Below are 26,640 nucleotides of genomic sequence, written 5' to 3'. Positions count from 1 at the left end.
CCTGCACCGGCGATGCAATTCGCACCTTCGTTGAGGACGGTTTCACAAGCTTCGATAGCTCGGCGAAGACCACGACAGGCCCCCCCTCCTGAAAGGAGAGGGGACCCGCGCGACCGGCGGGTTGCACGAAGACGACGGCCCCGAGAGGACCGAGTTATGCGGACGACACGGACCAGGACACACCCATGACCGAACACGTCGTCATTCAGGACACCGGCCGCGTCCGTCTCCTGCGCATCGACCGGCCCGAGAAGAAGAACGCTCTCACGGGGGCGATGTACGACACCCTGCGCGAGGCCCTGGCGGAGGCCGACCGGTCGGACGTCATCGGCGCCGTGGTGTTCGCAGGTTCCCCCGGGGCGTTCAGCGCCGGCAACGACCTCGCCGACTTCGTCGCGGCCGCGCGGCACCCGTTCGAGCAATCCCCGGCCCTTCGGTTCATCCGGCAACTCGCCCGCACCCGCACCCCGATGGTGGCGGCGGTCGACGGGATCGCCGTGGGGATCGGCGCGACCCTGACCCTGCATTGCGACCTCGTCTACGCGAGCCCGGCGGCGAATTTCCGCATGCCGTTCGTGGAGCTCGGCCTCGTGCCCGAGGCGGGGTCGAGCTATCTGCTGCCGCGCCGGGTCGGCCTGCTCCGCGCCACCGAGATCCTGCTGCTCTGCGAAGCCTACGATGCCGACGAGGCCGTGCGCCTCGGTCTGGCCAACGCCGTCATCCCGGCCGACCTCCTCCTCGACCACGCCCTCACCAAGGCCGCCCGCCTCGCCGCCCTGCCGCCGGGACCGCTGCAGGCGACCCGTGCCCTGATCCGGGGCGATCAGGCCGCCCTCGAAGCGGCCGTGGAGGCGGAGGCCGTGGCTTTCGAGGCGCGCCTGCGCTCGCCGGAGGCACAGGACGCCTTCGCGGCCTTCCTCAACCGGTCGCGCAAGGCGTGAGCCGGCCGCCCGACCTCCGCACGAAGGTCTGCCTCGTCGCCGGGGCGTCGCGGGGCGTCGGGCGAGGAATCGCGCGGGCCTTGGGCGAGGCCGGCGCCACGGTGGTCGTCACCGCGCGCTCCAGCGAGGCCGGCCCGCGCACGGACGGACGGCGCGAAACCATCGAGGACACCGCCCGGATCGTCGACGCCGCCGGGGGCAGGGGCCACCATTACCTGTGCGACCACACGAGCGAACGGGCCGTCGACACCCTGGTCCACTGGGCCCTGCGCCGCTTCGGCCGGATCGATGTCGCCGTCTCCAGCGTCTGGGGCGGGGGCGAGGGCTACGACGGCGAGCGCTATCCCGACGGCGCCGCCTGGGGCACGCCGTTCTGGCGGCGCTCGGCCGAGCCGTTCTCGGAGTTCTTCGGCAGCGGGCCGTATCCCGGCCTCCTCCTGGCCCGGGCGGTGGCGCCCGCCATGGTGGCGGCGAAAGCGGGCCTCCTCGCCTTCATCTCCTTCGACACCGCGCCCGGCTACCTCGGCGACGTGTTCTACGACCTCGCCAAGGCGACGACGAACCGCCTCGCCTTCGCCTGCGCGCAGGAGCTCAGCCCCCACGGCGTCACGGCGCTGGCCCTGTCGCCCGGCTTCGTGCGCACGGAGCGGGTGCTCGATCTCGGCCACGGCGACTTGGCCACGGAGAGTCCGCTCTATGCCGGGCGGGCGCTGGCGGCGCTCGCCGCCGATCCGGATGTCGCGGCCCAGGCCGGGCAGGTTCTGCACGCGGGCGACCTCGCCGCCCGGTACGGCTTCACCGACGCCGACGGCACCCAGCCGGCGCGATTCCACATCGGACCCTGAGAGGACGGCATGTCACTGCGCGGCAAGACCCTGTTCATCACCGGTGCCTCGCGCGGCATCGGCCTCGCCATCGGCCTGCGGGCGGCCCGCGACGGCGCCAACGTCGCCATCGCGGCCAAGACCGACACGCCCCACCCGAAGCTCGAGGGCACCATCCACACGGCCGCCGCCGCCATCGAGGCGGCAGGCGGGCGGGCGCTGCCCCTGATCGTGGATGTCCGCGACGAGGACAGCGTCGCCGCCGCCATCGACAGAACCGCGAGCACCTTCGGCGGCCTCGACATCGTGGTGAACAACGCCAGCGCCATTTCGCTCACCCGCACGCCGCAGACGGAGATGAAGCGCTTCGACCTCATGCACGCGATCAACACCCGCGGCACCTACATGGTCTCGAAATACGCGATCCCGCACCTCGAGAAGGCCGAAAATCCCCACATCCTCATGCTGTCGCCGCCCCTCGACATGGCGGAGAAGTGGTTCGCGCCGCATCTGGCCTACACCATGGCGAAGTTCGGCATGTCCCTGTGCGTCCTCGGGCTCGCCGGCGAGCTGCGCCGCCAGGGCATCGCCGTCAACGCCCTGTGGCCGCGCACCACCATCGCGACGGCGGCGGTGAAGAACCTGCTGGGCGGCGAGGCCCTGATGCAGGCCAGCCGCACACCGGACATCATCGCCGACGCCGCCCACGCCCTCTTCCGCCTGCCCGCCCGCGAGACCACCGGGCGCTTCCTCATCGACGACAGTTTCCTCGCCGAGCAGGGTGTCACGGACTTTACAAAATACCGCGTCACACCCGACGTCCCCCTTGCTCCGGACTTCTTCGTGCCGGAAGCGAGTTCACCGCCTCCCGGGGCCTTCGCCTGAGACGCCATCCGTGATCTTCATCCACCAGCCGGTTTCCGGTGCCGGGCAGATCCTGCTCGAACGCCGCTCCCTCGAACTGCAGGACCCGATTCCCGACGACACCGTGTGGCTGGACATGATCCGCCCGACCCGGGAGGAGGACCTCAAGGTCGAGGCGTTCATGGGCATCTCGGTGCCGACCCGCGAGGAGATGAAGGACATCGAGCCCTCCGAACTCCTCTACGTCGAGGACGGGGCGCGCTACATGACCGGCCGGGTCCTGAGCAAGGTGAGCGACGGCGACGAGCCGGGGCTCGCCGGCATCACCTTCATCCTGCGCGGCAACCGCCTCGTCACCGTGCGCTACGAGGAACCGCAGGCGTTCCGGATGTACACCCAGCGCGCCGGGCGCTCCACGGGCAACGGCCCCGCCACCGTGCCGTCGGGCGAGACGATCCTCGCCGGCCTCATCGAGACGGTGATCGACCGGGCCGCCGACGTGCTCCAGCTCCAGGGCGAGCGCATCGACCGCCTGTCGGGCAAGATCTTCGAGGAGAAGGCCGATCCGTCGGCCCGCAACACCGCTCTTCAGGACACCCTGCGGGCGCTCGGGCGCCACGGCGACCTCATCTCGAAGCAGCGCGAGAGCCTCGTCTCCATGGAGCGCATCCTGCTCTCGCTCTCGGCGACCTATCGCACCACCAAGGCGCCGCGCGAACTGCGCGAGGACGTGCGCTCGACCCTGCGCGACCTCCAATCGCTCGAGGAGCACGCCACCTTCCTGTCCTCGAAGATCCAGTTCCTCCTCGACGCGACGCTGGGCCTCGTGAACCTCGAACAGAACAACATCATCAAGCTGTTCTCGGTCATGGCGGTGGTGTTCATGCCGCCGACCCTCATCGCGTCGATCTACGGCATGAACTTCAAGGCGATGCCGGAACTCGACTGGAACCTCGGCTATCCCATGGCCGTGGTGATGATGGTGGTGGCCGCCGTGCTGCCCTACGTCTTCTTCCGCTGGAAGCGGTGGCTCTAAGGATGGGCTTCCCCCGACGGGCCTTGCTCCGGCCCGTTGCAATCCCGATGGTTCTCCCATGTGCGGTCGCTACTTCGCCTCCCAGGCACCGGAGATCTATCGGCAGGCCTACGGCTATGCCGAGCAGCCGAACTTTCCGGCCCGGTACAACATCGCGCCGACCCAGCCCGTGGCCGTCGTCGTGCATGAGAACGGCCGGCGTCGGTTCCGCCTCGTGCGCTGGGGCCTGTGGCCGAGCTGGGTCAAGGACCCGAAGGCGTTTCCCCTCGTCATCAACGCCCGCGTCGAGACGATGCGGGACAAGCCGACGTTTCGCGGCGCCCTGCGCCACCGTCGCTGCGTCTTCCTCGCCGACGGTTTCTACGAGTGGCGCCGGGAGGGGACGGGCCGAGCCGCGACGCGCACGCCGTTCATGATCCGCCGCGCCGACGGCGCCCCGACGGCGCTGGCCGGCCTGTGGGAGAACTGGCTCGGGGCCGACGGGTCGGAGATCGACACGGCGGCCGTCGTCACCACGGGGGCCAACGGGACGATGGCGGCGGTGCACGACCGGATGCCGGCGATCCTGTCGTCCGAACAGGTCGAACCCTGGCTCGACATGCGCGGGGTCGAACCGGAGGCCGCCGCCGCCCTATGCCGGCCGTGTCCCGACGACTGGCTCACCCTCGACCCCGTGAGCCCGCGCGTCAACGACGCCCGCAACGACGGGCCGGACCTCGTCGTGCCCCTGACGCCACCGAAGGATCGGCCGCGCTCCGGCGAGGCGGACGGGCAGGGCATGCTGTTCTGACGATTCGCGCGGGCGCACGACCGGGGGCGCTTCCGATGATCCGGCATTGCGTCTTCGGCCCAAAGGCGGCATCGCTCGAACCGGGCCCGGCGGGCCGAGCGTCCGGCTTCGCGCGACGGCTCAAGAAGGGGACGAACCATGACGCCCGAAGACATCAACGACCTGAACCGGGCCCGTGCCAGTCTGGCCCGGCAGCGCAGCGCCCTCTCCAAGCGGATCGGGGCCAGCGAACTCGCCGCCGCCTCGGCCGCGGAGGATCTCACGCGCATCCTCCTCGCCATCGAAGCCGTGGACCGGGCGCTCACCGATGCCGGCCGGCCCTACACACCCCCCATGACCTAAGCAGACGCTCGACCCCGAAAGACGACGATGGACGACACGAAGGATTCGAACGGGACCAAGCTCGCCGATGGCGATGCGGTGACCCTAATCAAGGACCTCAAGGTGAAGGGAACTTCGACCACCCTGAAGCGCGGAACCCTGATCAAGAACATCCGCCTCACGGGCGACCCCGATGAGATCGAGTGCAACGCCGAGAAGGTCAAAGGCCTGGTGCTGAAGACCCAGTTCCTCAAGAAGGCCTGACGCGCGACGGCCCCGGGGAGCGTGCGTCTCGGAGTCGTCTCTCCCCGACGGCGGTGAAGCCAAGGCAGACCGTGGGCCGACACCGCCGGGCGGATCGGCCGGCGGTGTCAATCGTTCGTCACGGTGCTCGGCACGCGGATGGGCGAGCGGGTCAGGCTTCGGATCGGCTTCAGAGGGCGGCCGGATTTCTCGGCGATGACCCGATCCTGCTCCTCGATGATCTCGCGGGCCGGCGCATCGCCGTCGAGCCCGCCCAGGATCTCCATGGGAACGCGCCGGTTCGAGGCGCGGGACTCATCCTCGTAAAGGACGTCGAACAGGACGGAACCCCGCTCCTGCGGTTTCGATTTCGTGCGCTTGGCCATGACGGGACGGTGCTCGGACGCTGGAACGGAGAGATTGGAAAGCCAACGGCCACGCAGCGGCGCGGGGTGCGCGTACATCCGGCGTCACCCCAAACCGTCTCGTGGCCGTCTCCGGTCGAGCGACGAGGGTCGCGACCGGCCTGAGGTTTAAATGGGATCGCGGGAGCCGGTTGGCAAGACGAATCGGCGGCCGCGGGGGCGTCGGACGGGACGCGCCACCGGCCGAGCAATTTTAGCCAGCTCGGCAGGAACCGGTCGTTCCGACCGAAGGTTGTCGAAGCAGGTCTCAACGCCTCGATTCCTCCCGAGCCTCTCACAGCCTGTCAGCCCCTCGTGCGGCGACAGGCTGATTTTTTTGGAGCGTTCGTGCGATGGGAAAGCATGGTGGGGCCGATGCCGCCCGCCTCCCTCGTTCGAGAGCGCTCCCGGAGCAACGCCATGCGCAACATCCTCACCCTCGTCATTCTCGGAGCTGTCGGCTTCATCCTCGTCGGTCTCTACATCGCCCCGACGCAGCCCGACCTGCGAAGCTGGTATCTCGCCAATGCCTGCGAGCACCTCGACAAGTTGAGCCCGAAGCTGTGCCAGCCCATGCGTGACGCCGACGGGGCTCGCGGCATCTGAACATCCTCGACTGGTTCCTGCGCAACCGCCGCACCGGTGAGATCACCATCGGGCAGTGGCCCAACGCGTCGCTGACGCTGTTCGGCCTCTGCGCCGGGATCGACTGGGCCTTCGCGCCGGCGGGCCAAGCCGGCACGATCCTGCGCGGCGTCGGCACGGCGGCCCTGATCGTCTGGGCCGCAGACGAACTCGTACGGGGGGTCAATCCATGGCGACGCCTCCTCGGCGCCGGCATGCTCGTCGCCCTCGCCCTGCGGTGGCTCGCCGGGGTGTCGGGGCGGGGATAGGCCTTTCCCGCAGTGGCCCCGTTTGATCGCTTGCGGCGTGGCGCGACTCGCCTATCATCGGGCACCTTCGCGCGGGAACAGGGCGACACGGATGGCCTTCTTCATTGGAATCGCTGGCCCCTGGCTCGTGATCGCACTCCTCGATCTCCTCGCCCTGAACCGGAGCCGCGAGCTCGCCGCCAACGGGTAGCGCCCTCCACAGAGCGGCTGCGTCGCCGGAGGGCGTTGCCCTCGTGCGAGCGCACGTCTACCCCGGGCCGAGCGATGACAGCGGCCGGATGACGGGGATGGGAGCGCGATGATGCCGAGGAACGCAGCCGTCCGTGATGGCGGGCACCGCGCCGTGCGCCTGTGGCTCTACGTGCTGGCCGCCCTGGTGGTGGGCATGGTCGCGGTTGGCGGCGCGACGCGCCTGACCGGCTCGGGGCTCTCCATCACCGAGTGGCGGCCGGTGACCGGCGCCGTTCCGCCCCTCTCGGCCGAGGCCTGGGCGGCGGAATTCGACAAGTACCGCGACACGCCGCAATACCGCATCCTCAACCAGGGGATGGGCCTGTCGGACTTCAAGACGATCTATGCCTGGGAGTGGGGCCACCGCCTGCTCGGGCGCTTCGTCGGCCTCGCGTTCTTCCTGCCCCTGATCTGGTTCTGGGCTCGGGGACGCCTCACCCGGCGCCTCGGCCTCGGCCTCCTCGGTCTTGGCATCCTCGGCGGCCTTCAGGGCGCCATCGGCTGGATCATGGTGGCGTCCGGACTCCAACCCGGCATGACCGCGGTGGCGCCCCTCAAGCTCGCCCTGCACCTCACCACCGCGAGCCTGATCCTCGCCGGCCTCGTCTGGCTCGCCGCCGGCCTGCGCGCGGAACCGTCGCCGCCGGTTCCGGCCCGGCTCGGCCGGACGGCCGTGGTCCTCGTGGTGCTGGCCCTCGGCCAGATCTTCCTCGGTGGCCTTGTCGCCGGATCGAAGGCCGGTCTCGTCTACAACACCTGGCCCGGCATGGACGGGGCCTTCGCGCCGCCGCTGGGCGAACTCTTCGCCGTCCGCCCCTGGATCGAGAACTTCGTCGACAACCACGCCCTGGTGCAGCTCAACCACCGCCTGACAGCCTATCTCCTCCTGGCCGTGGCGCTCCTGCACGCCTTCGATGCACGGCGGACCCTGCCGGGCAGCGGCGCCGCACGGCGCGCCACGGGCGTCGCCGGCCTCGTCCTGGCGCAGGCCGCCCTCGGGGTGACGACGCTGCTGCTGGCCGTGCCGCTCTGGGCCGGCCTCAGCCACCAGGTGTTCGCCATGGCGGTGCTGGTGATGGCGACCGTGCACGCCCGGCTCAGCCCGGCCGTGACGGCCCGCCCGATGCGGCCGGAAGCGGCCCCGGCCTTCGGGTTCGAGGCCCTGACCGGCCGCCCGGCCTGATCCCACGGCGGGACACGATCCTGGTTTCATCCGGGCCGATATGCGCGCCGGGTGATGCGGCGCACGCAGCCCGGCGGACCACCCTTCCCATCGTCGTCGGAAGGCCTCATCGTCGCGGCATCACGCTTTATTGCGTTGCAGCGAACCGGATGGATGGTCAGACGTTAGTCCCGTAGCCACGCTCGGGACGCCGCGTTCGCCCGCGCACAACGAACGAGGACCACGACCGCATGACGCTTGGTACACCCCCGACCGTGAAGACCGCGCAGCCGAAGCCCGTCGTTCGACGCCACAAGCTGGATCGGCGTTCCCGCCGGATCGTCTTCGGCCTCACGGGCGTGCTCGGCGTCGCCTGGGCCGTCGTCATCGCGAGCCGTTATTCGGGCCTCGTCGCCGGCTGACCTTCGTTCTTCCTGCCGCTGCCGCGTGCGGCGCGGCGTAGGTTTGCCTGTGGACGGAGCTACCTCGGTAGTTTTCCTTGGGAACGCTTGGATCAGTCCAAGCGTAGCTTTCCCATGACCGATGGGAGTCAGCGATGTTCCTGGCAGAGGATGGGCGCCCCACAGGGCTGAGATGGGACTACACCCGGCGCGAAATCCTCGCCGACGGCGTTATTCACTTCCTCGGTGTCGCTTTCGGCGTCGCCGGAGCCATCGCCATCGTCATCCTGGCGGCCCTCGCGCGGCTTCCAGCCCTCGAGCAGGGGGCCGTGGCCATCTACGCCGCCGCCCTCGTGTCGATGCTCGGTGTCTCGGCCACCTACAACATGTGGCCCGTCGGCCGACGGAAGTGGCTCCTGCGCCGGGCCGACCACGCCCTCATCTACCTCATGATCGCCGGCACCTACACGCCGCTCGTGGCCCTGGTGGGCAACGGCACCGTTGCCTGGAGCTTGCTCGGCGGCGTGTGGCTCGTGGCGGGTATCGGCATCGCCCTCAAACTGACGCTGCCGGGTCGGTTCGACCGCGCCGCCATCGGTCTCTATCTGCTCCTCGGCTGGAGCGGGCTCGCCGCCTACGATTCGGTGATCGCACGGCTGCAGCCCGACGCCCTATGGCTCCTGGCCGCCGGCGGCCTGCTCTATTCCTTCGGGGTCGTGTTCCACGTCTGGCGCAGTCTACCGTTCCAGAACGCGATCTGGCACGCCTTCGTGCTCGCCGCGACGGCCTGCCATTTCGGTGCGGTGTTGGGCACGGTGATCCAGGCCGGCGCCTGATCTCTACCGGCTTATCGTCTGAGCGCCATCATCCGAGATCCGCGTAGCGGAACCCGGGATCCCGAAAGACAAGCGGTTCCTGACTTCAGACTGTCGGCGGGCCCGGATTTGAACGCCTTCGTCGCGGCCCTTCGGGTCCGGGTTCGGTCGGCGCGCGCCGCAGAATCACCGGTAGAGCCAACCCGAACCGCCCCGCCTTTCTGGGAAAGGGGACTCGCGCTTCTCATGCGTCAGCCGTGCGAGCCCGCACAAAGACCGGGGCCGACCCCGAGGAAGGCCAATGCCGGGGGCTACTTCCCGGCGCAGAGACCGCGGTTCGCCAGGGAGCTGTGGTCGCGCGGATCGCAGTCGGTGGCGAGGAACGAGGCCCATTCGGCCGTCGTGCCGTAGAAGGCGTTGCGATCGACGTCGCCGCGCACGCCCGGTACCCGGCCCGTGGAGGTGAACTGCCACAGCATCCACCGGCGCTTGGCGAAACGCTGCTCCGGCTCGGCGGCCGTGGAGCGGACCCAGTGCGGATAATCCGGAAGCTCGTCCTCGAGGACGTCCTTGTGGAAGGTGATGTCGGTGTAGATGATCGGACGCTTGCCGGTGTAGCGCTCCATCTCATCGAGCATGTACCGGATCATCGCCAGGGCCTGGGCTTTCGGCAACTTCTTCGGGCAGAGCTGCGAATGGCCGTTCCATTCGACGTCGAGGACCGGGGGGAGGGCGGTGGGATCGGCCGGGACGTTCTTCTTGAACCATGCCATCTGGTCCTGGGCCGAACGGCACCAGAACACGAAGTGATAGGCGCCACGCGGCACGCCGGCCCGCGCCGCGCCGTCCCAGTTCACGCGGAACCGCTCGTCGACGTGGTCGCCGCCCTCCGTCGCCTTGATGAAGGCGAACTGAGTGCCGGCCGCGCGCACGGAGGCCCAGTCGACGGGGCCCTGCCATTTCGAGATGTCGATGCCCTGGATCGGGTGCTGCTTGGCACGGGCGACCCCCGGATGGGGCTTCACGTCGCCCTTGGTCGGGTAGAAATCCGTGGTGCCGGAGCAGGCGGCGAGGCCCGCCACGAGGGCAAGACAGGCCGCGCGTCCCATCCAGCGGACACGGCCGTTCCGGCCGTCGCGGCGCGGGGCGAGGATCTTCGCGGTCCCGTTCGTCAGCGACATCGATGCCCGACCCATCTCTTTCCACGCCCGCAACATGGGACCACGGTTGCCGGTGCGCAGTTAACAGAGCTTTGACGGCATTGCGGCGCTTTTCGGGAAGCCATGGCGCCACAGCCACATACGTGGCACTGCCGAGAGCCGCAGCCCACCGGGCGGATCGGCGTAAGTCTCGGTCAGCCCTCGTTGTTTGCTGAAGGAGACCGGATGCGCAAGACTGTGTTTACCATCGGGTACGAAGGCCTCGACCCCGAGCGTTTCACCGTCGCCCTGACGGATGCCGGGGTGGCGACCCTGGCCGATGTCCGCGCCGTGGCGAACTCGCGCAAGCGCGGCTTCTCGAAAGGCGCCCTCAAGGCCGGACTGGAAGCGGCGGGCCTGTCCTACGAACATGCTCGAATCCTCGGCACCCCGAAGGCTGGCCGCCAGGCGGCGCGAGCGGACGACGCCGCGCTCATGCGCAAGATCTATTGCGAGGAGGTCCTCGACACCGCCGATGGCGGTCTCGCCCTCGATGCCCTGTGCGACCTCGCGGCGCGCAGCCCGACCTGCCTGTTGTGCTTCGAGCGCGACCCGGCCCGCTGCCACCGACGGGTCCTGGCCGAGCGCCTGGAAGCACGCGGCTTCGTCACCGTGGACCTGTTCGGCATCGTGGCCTGATCCGGCCCGCGACGGATCGGATCCGACGCGGGGGAGGGCGCGATCCTAGACGATGCCGCCGCCGTCCCGCGACGGCCAAGTCTTGCCCAATCGCGCCGCGACGGCGGACGGAGCCTCGCCCACGGCAGCGACGGCGGCTTCGATCTCCTCGACGGGCACCTCGAAGTAGCGAGCCCAATAGGCGCGCGTCCAAGGCTCGGCGACGTTCACGGTTTTCGGGGCGTGCGGATCGGGCGTCGGGCTGTCGGTCATCGGGAGGCGTCCAGGGTCATGGAGAGTCACCGAACCAACGCACCCGGCGCGTCACGGTTCGTGGAGACCATCTGCCATGACGACGCCGGTGTCGGTCTGATGGATCGAGCCCGCTGGGGGCGCATCCACCCAGTGCCCTCCGCCTCTCACCGGCACTGCGCCCGGCCGATCCGTGCCCCTCGAGGTCGCCTGACGACAGCCGGATGGAGCGGCGGTCGACCGGCGGCGTTCGAGATCAGTCCGTCGAACGGCCGCGTGGGTGAAGGGATGGGCGCGGGCTGTTACGGAAGGAACGACGGGGACCTGGATCCCACTCAGTTCGGCCGGGAATACGTGAGGACGTCCGGAACTTCACCGCTGTCCGGGAGGCTCTCCCCCCGCGCGAAGTCCGCCCAGAACCGTCGCAGACGTCGTCCCTGCGTCTCGATCTCGGGCCAGGTGGCCCCCGCCAGGTAAGCGGCGTTTTTCCATACGCGTTCGGTACCGAACAGCAGAGGCAGTTCGATGGCGTGAGCGGCGCCGAATACGTTGCCGGGCGCGGCCCAGGTCAGGGTGTAGAGGTGCGCGCAGCCGCCCGCCCGGGCGTGACGTTTCGCGAAACGACGGATCGCGCGGGCATAGACGATCTCGGTCACGACCCCGACGGCGAGGCGACGCAGCAGCGGGCCGATGAGCGGGCGACCGAACCAGACCTGCAGGGACGGTATGGTCGGCAGGAACAGCCGCGCCTCTTCGGCGGTGTGTCCGATGAGCACCGCGATGCGGGGGGCGACGGCATCCCACGCCGCTTCGACATCGCGCTCGGCGACGAGCGGCGCGTATCCGTACTGTGTTCCGAAGGGCATGGCTCCGCGAAGCCCGAAGGACCTGCCGGCGCGGGCGACGGCGGGCTCCAGGGCCAGCACCTCCGCCGGTGTCATGTCGGCCGTCACCGCCGTGGCCGCACGCGCCATCGCCGCATTCATTCGCCTGCGCCCGAGGGCGATCCCCAAGGGCGGGCTTTGGATGATGGCCCGGTGAAACAAAGTCTCGGCGCCGTCCGTCGCCATGAGGTGCGCGATCGCATCGCCGCCGGCCGACTGACCGAACGCGGTCACGTTCCGCGCGTCGCCTCCGAAGGCGGCGATGTTGCGTCCGACCCAGCGGAACGCCGCGATCTGGTCGAGCAGACCGAGGTTGGCCGGCCTGTCGGCGCCGTCGCCGAGATAGCCGAACAGCCCCAGGCGGTAGGTCACGCTGACGACGACGACGCGCTGCTCCGCCACGAGGGCCGCGGGATCGAAGCACCGGGCGTCGCCCGCACCGCTCGTGTAGGAGCCACCGTGGATCCAGACCATCACGGGCAACGTCTCGTCGGCCGCCCGGTCGGCCGGCAGGGTCACGGAGAGGCGCTGGCAGTCCTCGTCCTGCGGCAGGCTTCCCCACGTTCCGCCCAGCGCCTCGTCGATGAAGGGGAGCGGTCGCTGCGGGCAGGCGGGCGCCCACTGCGTCGCGGCGAACGGAAGCGTCCAATCCGGCACGGGCACCGGCTGCTCGAAACGGGCGGCGCGTGCATAGGGAATGCCGGTGGCACGGAGCACGGGGCCGTCGGCCCAGCCTTCGATCGGTCCACAGGGCGGGTCGAAGACGGGCGTCCCGCTCCCTGTATTTTTTTGCAAGGCGGTGTGACCGTCGCTCGATGGGTGACGTGTCATCGGCTGACAGTCGAGTCGAGCACGACGCCGCCCATGCCGGCCTGGGCAAGGCGGAATTTTGGGGATGCGAGAACGGCGGCGTCGATGCCAAGGCCCCGCTGGGTGGCTTTCAAGCCTGCGGTCATGTGCCTATCGGCGATCGGTACGAGGCGGCAATCACGACACTCTGAGAGAGTCGGCTGAAGAGCCTACGACAACGCGCCAAAAACATCATCGATGGGAGACGGCTTCAACAAAAATCGGAAGGCTGGTCTCGCTCCATCCAAGTCTTGCTCGGGAAGTCCCCCGATCAAGCTGAATGCTCACCGGAACAAAGCCGGGATAGCATGGGTTGCGATCGATCTCGCAACAGTCGGTCCGCACCTTTAACCACATCAGCGAACCGAGTTCGAATGCACCAACTCAATCGAGTTGGTGCGGCCAAGAGGACTCGAACCTCCACCCCTTGCAGGACTAGCACCTCAAGCTAGCGCGTCTACCAATTCCGCCATGGCCGCATCGTTGTCACCTCAGTCGCGGCGCCGGCCCGTGGGGCGTGGCGTCCGTTTCTTCCGGCGCGGCGCAGCAATTAGCAGATCGATCCGGGGGCCACAAGCGCATTTCAGGCGAATTCCGCGTCTTCGAGAATGGGCACCGCGCCGTCGCCGATGGTGACGCCGGGGGTGCGGACGACCTCCTCCTTCTGGATCAGCTCCGTGACCTCGATGGAGATGCGGTTTCCCGTCACCACGATCTGGCCGCGGGCGATCGGGTGGTCGTTGGCCAGGATCTCGACCATATCGGTCTCGGTGGCTTCGAGTTCGATCACGGCGCCCCGGCCCATGCGCAGCAGGATGTGCAACGGCATGTGCCGGCGCCCAAGCACCACCTTGAGATCGACCTTGAGATCTTCGAGAACCGCCACGCGACCCATTCCTTCGTTGTGGGACAGGCCGCGCCGACCGCATCCGTCCCTTGGATCCGACTGTCATCCGCGATGGTGAAATCTTGGTAAACGAACCCCTAATCACCCGTCGCCTCGGCGTCGCATCGGGGGACTTTCTCGCGCGGCCGGGGTCGGCGCCCGTGGAATGGCGGATCAGCGACGCCCCCGTGCCGTATGAAGACGCCGTCGCCGGCATGGAGGCGCGGGCAGCCGAGATCGCGGCGGGGCGCGCCGACGAGTGCGTCTGGCTCCTGGAGCATCCGCCGCTCTACACGGCCGGGACCTCGGCCAAGGCGGGCGACCTCGTCGATCCGGAGCGCTTTCCCGTCCACCGCACGGGCCGGGGCGGGCAGTACACCTATCACGGCCCAGGCCAGCGGGTGGCCTACGTGATGCTCGACCTCAACCGGCGGCGCACGGACCTGCGCGCCTACGTGGCCGCCCTCGAGCAATGGATCATCGCCACCCTCGAGGCCTTCAACGTCCGGGGCGAGCGGCGCGAGGATCGCGTCGGCGTCTGGGTGCGGCGACCGGAGAAGGGCGCGGTGAACGGCGAGGCCGTCGAGGACAAGATCGCCGCCATCGGCATCCGGGTACGGCGCTGGGTAAGCTTCCACGGCATCAGCCTCAACGTCGAGCCGGATCTCACCCATTTCACCGGCATCGTACCCTGCGGCATCACCGGCCACGGCGTCACCAGCCTCGTCGACCTCGGCCACCTCGTCACCCTGCCGGAGGTGGACATGCAGCTCCGGGCGCGGTTCGAGGCGATCTTCGGCCCGACCCGGACAGAGGGTTAGGACGCGACGCCGGCTCCGGCGCGCGGCGCCTCTTCCGTCCTCCAGGCCGGGAGCGGGAAGGCCCGATCGTAGGCGAGGTTGAAGACGAAGGCGTAGGCCACGTAGAAGGCGGCGATCGCGAGATCCATCACGAAGGCCTCGCCGAGGCTGATGCCGAGATACCAGGCGATGGGCGGCAGCAGGATCGTCAGCAGCCCGGCCTCGAACAGCACGGCGTGCGCCATCCGCAGCGGAACGCTCTTGCGCGTGTGGCCGAGGCGCCGCTGCATCGCCCGGTCGAAGCCGAGGTTGTAGACGTAGTTCCACGCCGTGGCCGCAAGCGCACTGCCGAGACCGATCACCCCCATCTCCGAGGCGTGCAGGCCGAACAGCACGGTCCCGAGGGGAACGATGAGCGCGAGCCCCAGGACCTCGAACAGAAGGGCGTGGCGGATACGGTCGCGTGTGGTGCGCATGATCTGTCCCGGAAAGTCGGTTTGGGTTTCCCGCCTTCTATCTGCGATATCCGGTTGGCCAAGTTAGGACCTATCGGGAAATCAGATCGATGGGCGTCTCCCTCGACCAGCTCCAGGCCTTCGTCGCCGCGGCCGAGGCCGGCTCCTTCTCGGGCGCCGCCCGTGTGCTGCGCAAAGCGCAATCCGCCGTCAGCACGCAGGTGGCGAACCTCGAGGCGGATCTCGGAGTGGTGCTGTTCAGCCGGGCGGGCCGCAACCCCGTCCTCACCCCGGCGGGGGAGCGGCTGCTGCTGGAGGCGCGCGTGGTGCTCGACCGGCGGGAGCACCTGATCGGGGTCGCGAGCAGCCTGGAGCGCCGGGTGGAGAACCGGCTCGTGGTCGCCATCGACGAACTCTATCCCGAACATGCCCTGGGCGGCCTGTTCGCGGATTTCGCCCGGGCTTTCCCCTTCGTGGAACTGGAGCTGCTGTTTCCTCTGATGGAGGACGTCAGCCGCATGGTGCAATCCGGCGCCGCCGACCTCGGCGTGATGTGGCGGCAGGAGGTTCTACCCACGGAGCTCGGCTTCCAGACCATCGGCTGGGTGCCGCTCAAGCTCGTCTGCGGGCGCGATCATCCCCTCGCGAAGGCGCGGGTGGAATGGGAGGAGCTGAAGCGCCACCGGCAGATCCTGGTCGCCGCGCGCGGCGACGGCCCGGAAAAACGCCGCCTGCGGGTGGCCGCCGAGGTGTGGTGGGTGGAGAGCCACTGGGTGATCCTGGAGATGGTGAAGCACGGGATCGGCTGGGCCTTCGTCACCGACCACGTCATCGCCGCCTCCCTCACCGCGCCGGACCTCGTCACGCCGGACCTGCAGTTCGACGAGGGCGATTGGCCCATCGCCCTGGAACTGGTCTGGCACAAGCAGCGCCCCTGCGGCCCCGCCGCGGCCTGGCTCCGCGCGCGGTTCGCGGCGGAGCGGATCGGGCCCCTCGCGGGAGCCGAGCGACCGCGCTCCGGTCCCTAGAGCATCGTCTTTGTCCAAAAGCCGAAGGCCACCTTTCGGGACGATGCTTTAGACCACCGGGACGCCGCGCCCCTTGGCCTGCTCGCCGGGCTCCACGTGGATCACCACCACGGCGCCCTCGATGGCGCCCTCGATGGCCGCCTCGAGGCGGTCGCAGATCTCGTGAGAATCCCGCACGGTCATCTCACCCGGCACCACGAGATGAAAATCTATGAAGGTGGCCTGTCCCGCGTGCCGCGTGCGCACGTCGTGCGCCTCCAGGGCGCCGGCGCCATGCAGCGAGATGAGTTCGCGGATCTGGTTCACCATCTCGCTCGGCGCCGCCCGATCGAGGAGGCCGCTCACCGAATCGCGCACCATGGTCCAGCCCGACCACAGGATATTGAGGGCGACGAGGCCGGCGATGACGGGATCGAGCACGGCCGCCCCCGTCAGCAGGACGAGGCCGAGGCCGACCAGAACGCCCAGCGACGTCACCACGTCGGCGAAGACGTGCCGGGCATCGGCGTCGAGGGCCGGGGAACGCCATGCCTTGGCGCGCCCGAGGAGATAGAACGCCCAGGCCGCATTGATCGCCGTCGCGACGCCATTGACCGCGAGGCCCAGGATCGGGGCGTCGAGGGGCTTCGGATCGAGGATGCCGTGGAACGCCTCGCGCAGAATCAGCATCGCCGCCGCGATGATGAGCGCCCCTTCGATGACGGCGGAGAAGTACTCGGCCTTGTGGTGGCCGTAGGGGTGGTCGTCGTCGGCCGGGCGGGCGGCCACCCGCAGGGCCACGAAGGCGAAGGCCGCCGCCGCCACGTTGATGATGCTCTCCAGGGCGTCGGAATAGAGGGCGAGGCTGCCCGTGAGAGCGAAGGCCGCGAACTTGATGCCGGTGACGACGGCGCCGACGCCGGCGCTCGCGAGGGCGGCTTTCTGAGTGCGGTCCATGGCGGGATTCCGAGGTTCGATGCCCCGGCCTTAAGCCCCGCGCACCCCACAAGGCCACGGCAAAGGTTGAACCCGCCGCTGAACGATTCAGGCCCGGCTATGCCGGGCCGCACCGCACCGGCGGCGGATCAAGCCGCTTGGTCGCTCTCTGCAGGCGCCGGCTCTGGGGTTTGCTCCCGCGCGGCCTCCCGGTCGGCACTGCGCGCCGCCTGCGCGCGGGCGCGTTCGGCCTTGCGGGCATAGCTGCGGGCCATCCAGCCCCAGCGCGCGGCAGCCGCGAGGGCATCGAGGCGGGCCGCCTCCCGCTCCCAATAGGTGAGGAGTTGGGAATCGAGGGTCACCCGTCGGCGCGGCGGGCGGGATTTCCGGTCGGACGAAGACATGGCGTGGCTCGAAGACATGGCGCAACGCTCCGATGCGGGGACGAGAGGCGGGGCGCGTTAAGCCGCTGGCGGGCTCGGCGGCGCGGAAGCCGGCGTGACCACGAGGGCGTCGGGATCATTACGGAACCCGGAATCCCCGGCATCGGCGACGGGTGAGCCCGGCGTCCCGAACGGCCGGCTGGGGTAGGCCGCCGAGAACTTGTCGCGCGCCGCCTGAGGGTCGTCGGCCTTGAGGGTGATGCTCGGGCTGTCCGGCAGGGGCCAGCGCGGATCGGCGGGATCGCGGGGGCTCAATGCGTACCAGGCCATGCGAGACTCTGCTCCTACGGACGCCCACGCCCAACGCGTGGGTGAAGCGGCAACCGGAACCACGGCCTCCGGTTCCCGTGTCGCGCGCCCGGCCATTGATCGGCGGCGAAAAACCGTGCTGTTGGCGCGCCATGCGCGTCGACCTCTTCGATTTCGAACTGCCCGAGGCGAGCATCGCCCTGCGGCCCCCCGTGCCCCGCGATGCGGGCCGTCTCCTCGTGGTGCGGCCGGGCGCCCCCCTGGTGGACCGAACGGTGCGCGACCTGCCCGGCCTGCTGCGGGCGGGCGACGCCCTCGTGTTCAACGACACCCGGGTGATCCCCGCCCGGCTGAAGGGGGTGCGCCACCGTCTCGGAGCCCCGGGCCTGCGGATGGAGGCGATGCTGCACCTGCGTGCGGCGCCCGACACCTGGCGCGCCTTCGCCCGGCCGGCCAAACGCCTGGCGCCCGGCGACCGCATCGTGTTCGGCCGCCACGGCGCGAGCGACCCGTGCGATCTCGGCGGCCTCGACGCGACCCTCGTCGAGAAGGGCGAGGCCGGCGAGATCATCCTGCGGTTCGACCTCGCGGGACCGGCTCTCGACGCGGCCATCGCCGCCACGGGTGACCTGCCGCTGCCACCCTACATCGCCGGCAAGCGTCCGACCGACGCGCAGGACGCCACGGACTACCAGACGGTCTACGCCGATGTGCCGGGCGCCGTCGCGGCCCCCACGGCGGGCCTGCATTTTTCGCAAGCGCTCCTGGCCGACCTCAATGCGGCCGGCATCGAGCGCCACCGGGTCACGCTGCATGTGGGTGCGGGCACCTTCCTGCCCGTGAAGGCCGACGACACCGACAACCACCGCATGCACGCGGAGATCGGTGTCCTTTCGGCCGAAACGGCGGACGCCCTCAACCGGGTCCGCGCGGCCGGCGGACGCATCGTGGCGGTGGGCACCACGGCCCTGCGCCTCCTCGAAAGCGCGGCCGATGCCGAGGGCCGCCTGCACGCCTTCTCCGGCCCCACCGAGATCTTCATCACCCCCGGCACGCCGATCCGCGCCGTCGATGCCCTCATGACCAACTTCCACCTGCCGCGCTCGACCCTGTTCATGCTGGTCTCGGCGTTCTCGGGGCTGGAGACCATGCGGGCCGCCTACGCGCACGCCATCGCGAGCGGGTATCGGTTCTATTCGTACGGGGATTCGAGCCTGCTGTTTCCGGCCGGCCGTTAGGACGTTCGGCCTCCCGCCTGCCCACTCGGCCGATCCGGTGCTAAGGAGCGCCGATGTCCGATCTTGAGCCCCCCGAACTCCCGAAAGACTTCACCTTCCGGGTGGACGCCAGCGACGGCGCAGCCCGCACCGGCGCCATCACGATGCCGCGCGGAAAAATCCGTACCCCGGCCTTCATGCCGGTGGGCACGGCCGCGACCGTGAAGGCGATGTATCCGGGTCAGGTCCGGGATCTGGGCGCCGACGTGGTGCTGGGCAACACCTACCACCTCATGCTGCGCCCCGGCCCGGAGCGCATGGCGCGGCTCGGCGGCCTGCACCGGTTCATGAACTGGCCGCACCCGATCCTCACCGATTCCGGCGGCTTCCAGGTGATGTCGCTGTCGGCGCTGCGGAAGCTCGACGAGCAGGGCGTGACCTTCCGCTCGCATGTCGACGGCTCGACGCACCACATGAGCCCCGAGCGCTCCATCGAGATCCAGGGCATGCTCGGCTCCGACATCCAGATGCAGCTCGACGAGTGCGTGCGCCTGCCCGCCGACCACGCGACCATCGAAAAGGCCATGCACCTGTCCCTGCGCTGGGCGGAGCGCTGCCGGATCCAGTTCGGCGAACAGCCCGGCAAGGCGATGTTCGGCATCGTCCAGGGCGGTGACGTCCCGGCCCTGCGGGTGGAGAGCGCGCGCGCCCTCGTGGATCTCGACCTCAAGGGCTACGCCATCGGCGGCCTCGCAGTCGGCGAGCCGCAGGGCGTCATGCTGGCGATGATCGAGACGGTGGCGCCGCACCTGCCCGCGGATAAGCCGCGCTACCTCATGGGCGTCGGCACCCCCGACGACCTCATGCGCTCGGTCGCGCGCGGCATCGACATGTTCGATTGCGTGATGCCGACCCGGGCCGGACGCCACGGTCTCGCCTATACCCGCCACGGCCGGATCAACCTGCGCAACGCCCGCCACGGCGAGGACACCCGGCCCCTCGACGAGGCCTCGTCCTGCCCGGCGGCGCGGGACTACAGCCGCGCCTATCTCCACCACCTCGTGCGCTCGGACGAGATCCTGGGGATGATGCTGCTCACCTGGAACAACCTCTCCTATTACCAGGATCTCATGGCCGGGATGCGGGCGGCCATCGCGCAGGGTCGCCTTAGCGACTTCTGCGACGAAACCCGCGCGGCCTGGGCGAAGGCCGAAGCCGAGCGCGCTGCCTGAATCGGGTTCGAAGGGCCGAGCCCTTCGCGGGTCCACGGGGCAAAGCCCTGGGGTCTTCGTCGGGCTCTGCCCGATACCCGCCAACGGGATGATCCTTTTAGAATCCCAATGGATGTGAGCGCCCACGACCTCACCGAGGCGGCGTCAGAACCCGGTAGAACCCGTTCGGATCGTCGGCGCCCGTGGCGAGGGCGGCGCCGAGGGACGTGACGATGCGCCCGGCGACGGGCAGCCGGTAGTGCAGGGCGTCCCAGTAGCGGGTGTCGTCGGTGGTCACCGGGGAGGGGATGCGGAAATCCACCACGGTGGCTCCGTGCCGCGCGCCGATCTCGGCCACGCGCGCCTTGCAGGCGGCCTCGCGCGCGCCCTTGGCCGTGCCGGGCAGGCCCTGCGCCGCCACGTGCACCGGCATGAAGGCGAGGATGCGCAGCGTCTCCGACGGCAGGTCGGCGAGAAGCGCCTCGAGCCAGTCCAGGGCCGGCATCGGCGCCGCAACGGGATCGGGGGGCGGCTCCAGCGCGGCGGGGTCGGGTATGCCCGGGCCGCCGTGGATGTAAGCGGCAGCGCGCGCCGCGTTGTAGCTCGCCTCCGGCGGCGTGAACACGGCATAGCCGTCCCCCCGCAGGCGTGCCGGCAGGCCGGTCCAGCGATGCAGCAGCACCCGCGCTGCCGTGGCGACGCTCTGTCCGTTGACCTGACGCAGGAGATTCCACGGCGTCCCGTCGGCATAGAGCCAAGCGGGGAAGGGCCGGAAGGTGAGGCGCTTCGTGTCGGCGTCGGCGGCGCACCAGTTGGTATCGATGCCGAACAGGATGGACTTCGGGGTCGCGTGGCGCAGGTAGACCCGGGCGAGGGCCGTCTGCTCGAACGGGGTCGCGGCGTTCATCGCCAGATTGGCGAAGCGCCCCCCGAGCACCGGCCCGAGCAGATCGGGATCGAGGAGCCGCACCGTGGAGGAGCCGAACACGGCCGCGTCGTAGAGGCGGCTGCGCGCCACCTGCGGGTACATGAACCGCTGGTTGCCATCCATCAGGGCGCCCGGCGGCCGGCTCGGGCCCACGCGCAGACCGTAGGGATCGACCACCGCAACGAACCCGATGACCGCCAGCCCGAACCCCGCCACCGAAAGCCCGAACGCCGTCGCGAACCCGCGCCACGCGCCGGCCGCCCGATCCTCCTCCTCCGTCTCACCCATCGTGCGCCGACTGCCCCTCCACATGAAGGCGATGTGGCGCGGTTGACCCCCACCCGTCGACCCCCTATTGCGGGCGTCGCCTCCCGGCGGACGCAAAGGCCCACGAGCCCCCGCCACGGATGCGAGCGCGTAGCTCAGCTGGTAGAGCAACGGACTTTTAATCTGTAGGTCCTGGGTTCGAGCCCCAGCGCGCTCACCATTTGCCTTCACCCGAGCAAACGATGCGGTTCGTTGGCTTCGCTTGGCTCCGAGACCGGGGGCTGGCCTGCTGCGGCGCGCCTTGCGGTCCGACGAGCCATCGTCGCGCAGCGTAGGCCGATCAGCGCAACAGGAAGGCTGTCCTTTCGCCCCTCGACCGCGCGCCCGGATGAGGTTAACCAACCCTTAAGACGCACGGCCTAGGTTGAAGGCAAGAGAGTCCGGCGCGGCGTCGATCCCGTCGGGAAGGGAGACGGCGTGCGTTGGGGGGCTGATCGCTGGCGGTTCTATCGGCTGATCGGCCGCGAGGTCGGTCAGACCGCGCGAAACCTCTATGCCCGCGCCACGGGCCGGCCCGACATCCTGGCCGGCGCCCGTGTCACCGGCCTCGTCATCGCGCCGCACGACCTGCGCACCAGCGACGCGACCTTCGCCGACGATATCTATGCCGGGCTGTTCGTGTTCGCCGGGCGATCCCTGTCGGTGAGCGGCCGCTCGCCCTTCGACTACGCGCCGCCGTCGCCCGAATGGGCCGATGCCCTCTACGGCTTCGGCTGGCTGCGCCACCTGCGCGCCGCCGACACGGCCCTGGCCCGGGCCAATGCCCGCGCCTTCGTCGCCGATTTCATGGCCGGGCGCGGCGACGCCGACCTCGCCAAGCCGACTCCCGTCGCGGCGCGGCGCCTCATCTCGTTCCTGTGCCAATCGCCCCTGGTGCTGGAGGGGACGGACCGCATCTTCTACGCCAACTTCCTCAAGACCCTCGGCCGGACGGCGCGGGACCTCGAGCGCGACCTGCGGCGCGGGATCTCGCCCCAGACCCGCCTGCTCGCCGCCGTGGCCCTCTGCTACGCCGGGCTCTGCTGCGAGGGCATCCAGCCGATCCTGCGCCGGGCCACCCGCATCCTCGCGCGCGAGCTCGAACGGCAGATCATGCCGGATGGCGGACACCGCAGCCGCGATCCGCGCTTCGCCATGGAGCTGCTCCTCGATCTCCTGCCCCTGCGCCAGAGCTTCCTCGGGCGCGGCATCGATCCGCCCGAGGCCCTGCTCCATGCCGTCGACCGGATGCTGCCCCTGCTGCGGCTCCTACGCCATGCCGACGCCTCGCTCAGCCACTTCAACGGCATGGGCGAGACGGCGGCCGATCACCTCGCCACCCTCCTCGCCTATGACGGGGCCCTGGCGCAGCCGCTCATGCATGCGCCGAATTCCGGCTACGAGCGCCTGGAGGCCGGCCGCGTCCTCCTCGTGGCCGATGTCGGCGCGCCGCCCCCCCTCGTCGATTCCATCAATGCCGGGGCGGGCTGCCTGTCCTTCGAGTTCTCCAGCGGCCCGCAACGCATCGTCGTCAATTGCGGCCTGCCGGCGAGCGGGCCGGAGTTGCGGCGCCTCGCCCGGAGCACGGCGGCCCATTCCACCGCCACCGTCGCCGACACCTCCTCGTGCCGGTTCCTCACGGGTGGCGAAGCCTGGCACGAGCGGTGGGCCGTGCGCTGGCTCGCCAGGCGCATCGGACCCGTGATCCTGCGCGGCCCCAGATCGGTGAAAGCCGAGCGCACCCTCGATCCGGACGGGACCCGCGTGCTCGCCGCCCGCCACGACGGCTACGGGCCGGAATTCGGCATCGTCCACGAGCGGCGTTGGCGCCTCGCCGCCGACGGGTCCACCGTGGAGGGCGAGGACGCCTTCGTGCGGACAGGAACGGCGCGGCCGAGGGCGCACGAAGTCGCCATCCGCTTCCACCTTCACCCCGCCATCGCCGCGCACGGCCGGGCGGGGGGCGGCCTCGAACTCGTCTCGCCCATCGGCGAGGTCTGGCATGTCGAGGCAGAGGGCGCGCAGATCGCCATCGAGGAGAGCGTCTACTTCGCGGGCCTCACGGGCGCGCGGCGCACGGACCAGATCGTGCTGTATCTCACGGTCCTGGAAGAGACCCGGGTCCGCTGGCGCTTCGCCAGGGCTTTGCCCTCCGGGGCATAGGGCAGCGTTACGAGAGGCTGTGTCCGGCTTTCGCGAAAAGGCGATGCGCCAGGGGACACGTGACGGGGCGGGCGTCCCTGGCCCGCAGACCGGATTTCGTGTTAGGCGCCGGGCAGTTCCATCGCCTTTCGACCGGACGAATCTTCATGTCGCATGATCAGGTGCGGGTGACCCGCGCGCTCCTCTCCGTCTCGGACAAGGCGGGGCTCGTCGAATTCGCCCGAGCCCTGGATGCCAGCGGGATCGCCCTCGTCTCCACCGGCGGCACCCACCGCGAACTTCAGGCCGCCGGCCTGCCGGTGACCGAAGTGGCGGATCTCACCGGCTACCCCGAGATGATGGACGGGCGGGTGAAGACCCTGCACCCGGCGGTGCATGGCGGCTTGCTCGCCGTGCGCGACAACCCCGAGCACCAGGCGGCGCTGGCCGCCCACGGCATCGGGGCCATCGATCTCCTGGTGGTCAACCTCTACCCGTTCGAGGCCACCATCGCGCGCGGGGCGTCCTACGACGATTGCGTCGAGAACATCGATGTCGGCGGCCCGGCGATGATCCGCGCGGCGGCCAAGAACCATGCGGACGTCGCCGTGGTGGTCGATGTCGCCGATTACGGCGCCATCCTGTCCGAGCTCGAGGCCCAAGCCGGGTCCCTCTGCGTCGGAACCCGACGGGCGCTCGCCGCCAAGGCCTTCGCCCGCACCGCCGCCTACGACGCGGCCATCGCCAACTGGATGGCGGGGCAGGGGACGCCCGAGGCGGTGTCGGCTCCGCCGTTCCGCGCCATCGGCGGCCAGCTCGCGCAGACGCTCCGCTATGGCGAGAACCCGCATCAGGCCGCCGCGTTCTACCGGGCTCCCGGTGTGGTCCGCCCCGGCATCGCCAGCGCCCGCCAGCTCCAGGGCAAGGAACTGTCCTACAACAACCTCAACGACACCGACGCGGCCTATGAATGTGTCGCCGAGTTCGATCCCGCCCGCAGCGCGGCGGTGGTGATCGTCAAGCACGCCAATCCGTGCGGCGTCGCCGAGGGCGCGACCCTGCTCGACGCCTACGAGCGGGCGCTCGCCTGCGACCCGGTCTCGGCCTTCGGCGGCATCGTCGCCCTGAATCGGACCCTCGACGCCGAGGCCGCCGCGAAGATCGTCGAGATCTTCACCGAGGTGATCATCGCCCCCGACGCGACGCCCGAGGCCATCGCGCTCGTGGCGGCCAAGAAGAACCTGCGCCTGCTTCTGGCCGGTAGCCTGCCCGATCCGCGCGCCTCCGGCGAGACGGTGAAAACCCTTTCGGGCGGCTTCCTCGTCCAGGGCCGGGACGCCGCCGTCATCGACGACATGCCCCTTACCGTGGTGACGAAGCGCGCCCCGACGGAGCAGGAATACGCGGATCTGCGCTTCGCCTACCGCATCGCCAAGCACGTCAAGTCGAACGCCATCGTGTACGCGCGGTGCGGCGCCACGGTGGGCATCGGCGCCGGGCAGATGTCGCGGGTGGATTCCTCCCGCATCGCCGCCTGGAAGGCGGCCGAGGGCGCGGCCCGCATCGGAGCGGCGGAGAGCCTCGCCAAGGGCGCCGTCGTTGCCTCGGACGCGTTCTTCCCCTTCGCCGACGGCCTCCTGGCGGCGGCGGAGGCCGGGGCCACGGCGGTGATCCAGCCGGGCGGCTCCATGCGCGACGCCGAGGTCATCGCCGCCGCCGACGCGGCGGGCCTAGCCATGGTGTTCACCGGGCACCGCCATTTCCGCCACTGATCCTGCGACACAGATCCCGCGGCACCGATGCCGTGCCCGGGACTGACGAAGGCCGGGTCCGGTGCGGACCGCGTCCGGCTCCTGACCGAGGCTGACCACCATGACCGATTCTGCAACTTCGACCCGCCGCGCCGAGCGCCGGGCGGCGGGCAAGCGCCTGCGCGAGGCCGTGCCCCGTGAATCCCACGCCGATTGGACGTCGGCGCCCGACCGCGATCCCCTAGGCGTCCTGCGCGCCGGCGACGTCGGCCGGCTCCTCGAACTCGTCTCCCTGCGCCATGAACGGATGCGCGCCAGTCCGTTCGCCTTCCTGCGGGGCGCCGCCGCCGTGATGGCGGCCGACCTCACCAGCGTCGCCGTACCGGGCATTCCGGTCCAGGCCTGCGGCGATTGCCACATCGGCAATTTCGGCGTGTACCGCAGCCCCGAGGGACTGACGCTGTTCGACATCAACGATTTCGACGAGACCCTGTGGAACGTCGATTTCACCGTCGACGTGAAGCGTCTGGCCGCCAGCATCGCCGTCGCGGCCTTGGGCCAGGGCGAGGACAAGGCGCGCCGGGCGGCGCGCGCCGGGGTGCGGGCCTATCGCGAGCACATGCGCGATCTCGCCGATCTCGGCCCCCTGGCGATCTGGCACAGCCGGATCGACCTCGAGCATGAGATCGGCCGCTTCGGCGACGGCGACCTGTGCCGGCACCTCCTGAAGAAGGCCGCGATCGAGACGTCCGACGGCCTCAGCCACGGCGACGCCCCGGACCTCGACCCGGCCACGACGCAGGGGCACCCTGCGCAGTGGCGCATCGCCGACAAGGCCCCGACGATCTTCCACGAAGGTCCCAACGGTCTGACCGACGTGGTGGAGGAGGCGGCCGAAGCCCTGCTCGCCTATCCGAGGAGTCTCAGCGCCGAGCGCCACACCCTGGTCCTGCGCTACGCCCAGCGCGACGTCGCCTTCAAGGTGGTGGGGATCGGCTCCGTCGGCACGGTCTGCGCCGTCGGCGTCTATGCCGATGCCGACGGGGCACCGCTGTTCCTGCAGATCAAGGAGGCCCGACCCTCCGTCCTCGCACCCCTGGCGCTCCGCCCGTTCTCCCTCATCTCGGAAGGCCAGCGGGTCATCGACGGGCAGCGGATCATGCAGGCGGCGAGCGATCCGTTCCTCGGCACGGCGTATTCCGAGGTGAGTGGGCGCTCCTATTACGTGCGGCAGCTCAAGAACAAGAAACTCTCGGCCGTGGGCGAACTCCTCGCCGAGGGTGGGGCGAAGACCTACGCGCAGCTCTGCGGCACCACCCTCGCCCGCGCCCATGCCCGTTCGGGCGATGCCGCGATGATCACGGGGTACCTCGGCAAGGGCTCGGTCTTCGACGAGGCGGTGGCCGAGTTCGCCATGCGCTACGCGGCCCAGACGGTGGCGGACCACGCCGCACTCTGCGCGCAGGACGCCTGATCGTCCGGGATTTCGAAGGGGTCATCCCTCCGGCGGGTGTCGGGCAGAGCCCGATGGAGGCCCCAGGGCCGGCTGCTCGAGCTTCATACCTGGACCCGCGAAGGGCTC

30 protein-coding genes and 2 tRNA genes are annotated in these 26,640 nt (G+C 70.0%); 20 read left to right on the top strand and 12 right to left on the bottom strand.

The genetic code is table 11. The annotated features are described in order from the left end of the window. The first annotated feature begins 185 nt into the window (after positions 1-185). The 7 genes from MFF01_RS05610 (at position 186) to MFF01_RS05580 (ending at position 5,040) form a co-directional block, all read left to right on the top strand. The gene (locus MFF01_RS05610; RefSeq protein ID WP_238222785.1) at positions 186-941 is read left to right on the top strand and encodes an enoyl-CoA hydratase-related protein; all 756 of its coding nucleotides are present in this window, start codon (positions 186-188) and stop codon (positions 939-941) included. Beyond that, the gene (locus MFF01_RS05605; RefSeq protein WP_238222783.1) at positions 938-1,786 is read left to right on the top strand and encodes an SDR family NAD(P)-dependent oxidoreductase; all 849 of its coding nucleotides are present in this window, start codon (positions 938-940) and stop codon (positions 1,784-1,786) included. Before MFF01_RS05610 ends, MFF01_RS05605 begins: the two co-directional genes overlap by 4 nt. A 9-nt stretch (positions 1,787-1,795) precedes the next feature. Continuing rightward, on the top strand, positions 1,796-2,650 hold the full coding sequence (locus tag MFF01_RS05600; protein ID WP_238222779.1) for an SDR family oxidoreductase: 855 nt from the start codon (positions 1,796-1,798) through the stop codon (positions 2,648-2,650). A 10-nt stretch (positions 2,651-2,660) separates the two neighbouring features. Beyond that, on the top strand, positions 2,661-3,665 hold the full coding sequence (locus tag MFF01_RS05595; RefSeq protein WP_238222777.1) for a magnesium transporter CorA family protein: 1,005 nt from the start codon (positions 2,661-2,663) through the stop codon (positions 3,663-3,665). A gap of 58 nt (positions 3,666-3,723) precedes the next feature. Beyond that, positions 3,724-4,455 (top strand): SOS response-associated peptidase, encoded by a 732-nt coding sequence (locus MFF01_RS05590; protein WP_238222774.1) that lies wholly within the window; start codon positions 3,724-3,726, stop codon positions 4,453-4,455. A gap of 138 nt (positions 4,456-4,593) precedes the next feature. Then, on the top strand, positions 4,594-4,797 hold the full coding sequence (locus MFF01_RS05585) for a hypothetical protein (protein ID WP_238222772.1): 204 nt from the start codon (positions 4,594-4,596) through the stop codon (positions 4,795-4,797). A 27-nt stretch (positions 4,798-4,824) separates the two neighbouring features. Then, positions 4,825-5,040, top strand: coding sequence for an alkylphosphonate utilization protein (locus tag MFF01_RS05580; protein ID WP_238222769.1), 216 nt, complete (start codon positions 4,825-4,827; stop codon positions 5,038-5,040). Positions 5,041-5,147: 107 nt separating this feature from the next. On the opposite strand, the gene MFF01_RS05575 is transcribed toward MFF01_RS05580, so the two are convergent. Further along, positions 5,148-5,405, bottom strand: a complete 258-nt coding sequence (locus tag MFF01_RS05575) for a hypothetical protein (protein ID WP_238222767.1) — start codon at positions 5,403-5,405, stop codon at positions 5,148-5,150. Between the two features lie 438 nt (positions 5,406-5,843). On the opposite strand from MFF01_RS05575, the gene MFF01_RS05570 reads away from it, so the two are divergent. From MFF01_RS05570 to trhA, 4 genes are all read left to right on the top strand, one after another. Beyond that, positions 5,844-6,029: a hypothetical protein gene (locus MFF01_RS05570; protein ID WP_238222765.1), complete on the top strand. Its 186-nt coding sequence runs from the start codon at positions 5,844-5,846 to the stop codon at positions 6,027-6,029. Positions 6,030-6,614: 585 nt separating this feature from the next. Continuing rightward, positions 6,615-7,730 carry a COX15/CtaA family protein gene (locus tag MFF01_RS05560; protein WP_238222763.1) on the top strand — a complete coding sequence of 372 codons (1,116 nt, stop codon included), beginning with the start codon at positions 6,615-6,617 and terminating at the stop codon, positions 7,728-7,730. 230 nt (positions 7,731-7,960) lie between these two features. After that, positions 7,961-8,131, top strand: a complete 171-nt coding sequence (locus MFF01_RS05555) for a hypothetical protein (RefSeq protein ID WP_238222761.1) — start codon at positions 7,961-7,963, stop codon at positions 8,129-8,131. A gap of 134 nt (positions 8,132-8,265) precedes the next feature. Continuing rightward, entirely contained in the window at positions 8,266-8,946 is a 681-nt protein-coding gene (gene trhA, locus MFF01_RS05550) for a PAQR family membrane homeostasis protein TrhA (RefSeq protein WP_238222759.1), read from the top strand. A gap of 290 nt (positions 8,947-9,236) precedes the next feature. On the opposite strand, the gene MFF01_RS05545 is transcribed toward trhA, so the two are convergent. After that, positions 9,237-10,106 (bottom strand): glycoside hydrolase family 25 protein, encoded by an 870-nt coding sequence (locus tag MFF01_RS05545; protein ID WP_373319642.1) that lies wholly within the window; start codon positions 10,104-10,106, stop codon positions 9,237-9,239. A 204-nt stretch (positions 10,107-10,310) separates the two neighbouring features. Here MFF01_RS05545 and MFF01_RS05540 point away from each other — a divergent pair, with 204 nt between their 5' ends. Next, positions 10,311-10,763: a DUF488 domain-containing protein gene (locus MFF01_RS05540; protein WP_238222756.1), complete on the top strand. Its 453-nt coding sequence runs from the start codon at positions 10,311-10,313 to the stop codon at positions 10,761-10,763. Between the two features lie 45 nt (positions 10,764-10,808). Here MFF01_RS05540 and MFF01_RS05535 read toward each other — a convergent pair whose 3' ends face one another. The 5 genes from MFF01_RS05535 to MFF01_RS05520 form a co-directional block, all read right to left on the bottom strand. Next, a complete protein-coding gene (locus MFF01_RS05535) occupies positions 10,809-11,015 on the bottom strand; it encodes a DUF3606 domain-containing protein (protein ID WP_238222755.1) in 207 nt (68 codons plus the stop codon). A 314-nt stretch (positions 11,016-11,329) separates the two neighbouring features. Then, positions 11,330-12,709 carry a carboxylesterase family protein gene (locus tag MFF01_RS05530; protein WP_283207159.1) on the bottom strand — a complete coding sequence of 460 codons (1,380 nt, stop codon included), beginning with the start codon at positions 12,707-12,709 and terminating at the stop codon, positions 11,330-11,332. Beyond that, positions 12,706-12,834 (bottom strand): hypothetical protein, encoded by a 129-nt coding sequence (locus MFF01_RS22025; RefSeq protein WP_283207158.1) that lies wholly within the window; start codon positions 12,832-12,834, stop codon positions 12,706-12,708. Before MFF01_RS22025 ends, MFF01_RS05530 begins: the two co-directional genes overlap by 4 nt. Positions 12,835-13,121: 287 nt before the next feature. Beyond that, positions 13,122-13,206, bottom strand: a tRNA-Leu gene (locus MFF01_RS05525). Between the two features lie 104 nt (positions 13,207-13,310). Beyond that, positions 13,311-13,613 carry a FliM/FliN family flagellar motor switch protein gene (locus tag MFF01_RS05520; RefSeq protein ID WP_238222753.1) on the bottom strand — a complete coding sequence of 101 codons (303 nt, stop codon included), beginning with the start codon at positions 13,611-13,613 and terminating at the stop codon, positions 13,311-13,313. 83 nt (positions 13,614-13,696) lie between these two features. Between MFF01_RS05520 and lipB the strand changes: the two genes are divergently transcribed. Beyond that, positions 13,697-14,434: a lipoyl(octanoyl) transferase LipB gene (lipB, locus tag MFF01_RS05515; protein ID WP_373319641.1), complete on the top strand. Its 738-nt coding sequence runs from the start codon at positions 13,697-13,699 to the stop codon at positions 14,432-14,434. Here lipB and MFF01_RS05510 read toward each other — a convergent pair. After that, positions 14,431-14,889: a PACE efflux transporter gene (locus MFF01_RS05510; RefSeq protein ID WP_238222743.1), complete on the bottom strand. Its 459-nt coding sequence runs from the start codon at positions 14,887-14,889 to the stop codon at positions 14,431-14,433. The genes lipB and MFF01_RS05510 overlap by 4 nt on opposite strands. An 89-nt stretch (positions 14,890-14,978) precedes the next feature. Between MFF01_RS05510 and MFF01_RS05505 the strand changes: the two genes are divergently transcribed. Beyond that, complete coding sequence (locus MFF01_RS05505) at positions 14,979-15,896, top strand: LysR family transcriptional regulator (RefSeq protein ID WP_238222741.1); 918 nt, start codon at positions 14,979-14,981, stop codon at positions 15,894-15,896. A gap of 48 nt (positions 15,897-15,944) precedes the next feature. On the opposite strand, the gene MFF01_RS05500 is transcribed toward MFF01_RS05505, so the two are convergent. The 3 genes from MFF01_RS05500 to MFF01_RS05490 all read right to left on the bottom strand — a co-directional run bounded on the left by MFF01_RS05500 (position 15,945) and on the right by MFF01_RS05490 (position 17,524). Further along, positions 15,945-16,832 carry a cation diffusion facilitator family transporter gene (locus MFF01_RS05500; protein ID WP_238222739.1) on the bottom strand — a complete coding sequence of 296 codons (888 nt, stop codon included), beginning with the start codon at positions 16,830-16,832 and terminating at the stop codon, positions 15,945-15,947. Positions 16,833-16,960: 128 nt separating this feature from the next. After that, positions 16,961-17,233 (bottom strand): hypothetical protein, encoded by a 273-nt coding sequence (locus MFF01_RS05495; protein WP_238222737.1) that lies wholly within the window; start codon positions 17,231-17,233, stop codon positions 16,961-16,963. Between the two features lie 39 nt (positions 17,234-17,272). Further along, positions 17,273-17,524 (bottom strand): hypothetical protein, encoded by a 252-nt coding sequence (locus MFF01_RS05490; RefSeq protein ID WP_238222734.1) that lies wholly within the window; start codon positions 17,522-17,524, stop codon positions 17,273-17,275. A gap of 131 nt (positions 17,525-17,655) precedes the next feature. Between MFF01_RS05490 and queA the strand changes: the two genes are divergently transcribed. Both queA and tgt read left to right on the top strand, forming a co-directional pair. Then, entirely contained in the window at positions 17,656-18,741 is a 1,086-nt protein-coding gene (gene queA / locus MFF01_RS05485; RefSeq protein WP_238222732.1) for a tRNA preQ1(34) S-adenosylmethionine ribosyltransferase-isomerase QueA, read from the top strand. A gap of 53 nt (positions 18,742-18,794) precedes the next feature. Beyond that, positions 18,795-19,952 carry a tRNA guanosine(34) transglycosylase Tgt gene (gene tgt / locus MFF01_RS05480; protein WP_238222731.1) on the top strand — a complete coding sequence of 386 codons (1,158 nt, stop codon included), beginning with the start codon at positions 18,795-18,797 and terminating at the stop codon, positions 19,950-19,952. Between the two features lie 130 nt (positions 19,953-20,082). Here the strand turns inward: tgt and MFF01_RS05475 are convergent, their stop codons facing one another. Continuing rightward, on the bottom strand, positions 20,083-21,147 hold the full coding sequence (locus MFF01_RS05475; protein WP_238222725.1) for a hypothetical protein: 1,065 nt from the start codon (positions 21,145-21,147) through the stop codon (positions 20,083-20,085). Positions 21,148-21,270: 123 nt separating this feature from the next. Here MFF01_RS05475 and MFF01_RS05470 point away from each other — a divergent pair. The 4 genes from MFF01_RS05470 (at position 21,271) to MFF01_RS05455 (ending at position 26,532) form a co-directional block, all read left to right on the top strand. Beyond that, a tRNA-Lys gene (locus MFF01_RS05470) sits at positions 21,271-21,346 on the top strand. Positions 21,347-21,603: 257 nt separating this feature from the next. Continuing rightward, complete coding sequence (locus MFF01_RS05465; RefSeq protein ID WP_238222722.1) at positions 21,604-23,328, top strand: heparinase II/III family protein; 1,725 nt, start codon at positions 21,604-21,606, stop codon at positions 23,326-23,328. A 146-nt stretch (positions 23,329-23,474) separates the two neighbouring features. Beyond that, entirely contained in the window at positions 23,475-25,079 is a 1,605-nt protein-coding gene (gene purH / locus MFF01_RS05460; RefSeq protein WP_238222721.1) for a bifunctional phosphoribosylaminoimidazolecarboxamide formyltransferase/IMP cyclohydrolase, read from the top strand. Between the two features lie 100 nt (positions 25,080-25,179). Continuing rightward, a complete protein-coding gene (locus tag MFF01_RS05455) occupies positions 25,180-26,532 on the top strand; it encodes a DUF2252 domain-containing protein (RefSeq protein WP_238222718.1) in 1,353 nt (450 codons plus the stop codon). Positions 26,533-26,640: the final 108 nt, after the last annotated feature.

The sequence above is a fragment of the Methylobacterium adhaesivum genome (assembly GCF_022179065.1).
GTDB lineage: Bacteria > Pseudomonadota > Alphaproteobacteria > Rhizobiales > Beijerinckiaceae > Methylobacterium > Methylobacterium adhaesivum.
This window is presented reverse-complemented; position numbering and strand designations above follow the sequence as displayed.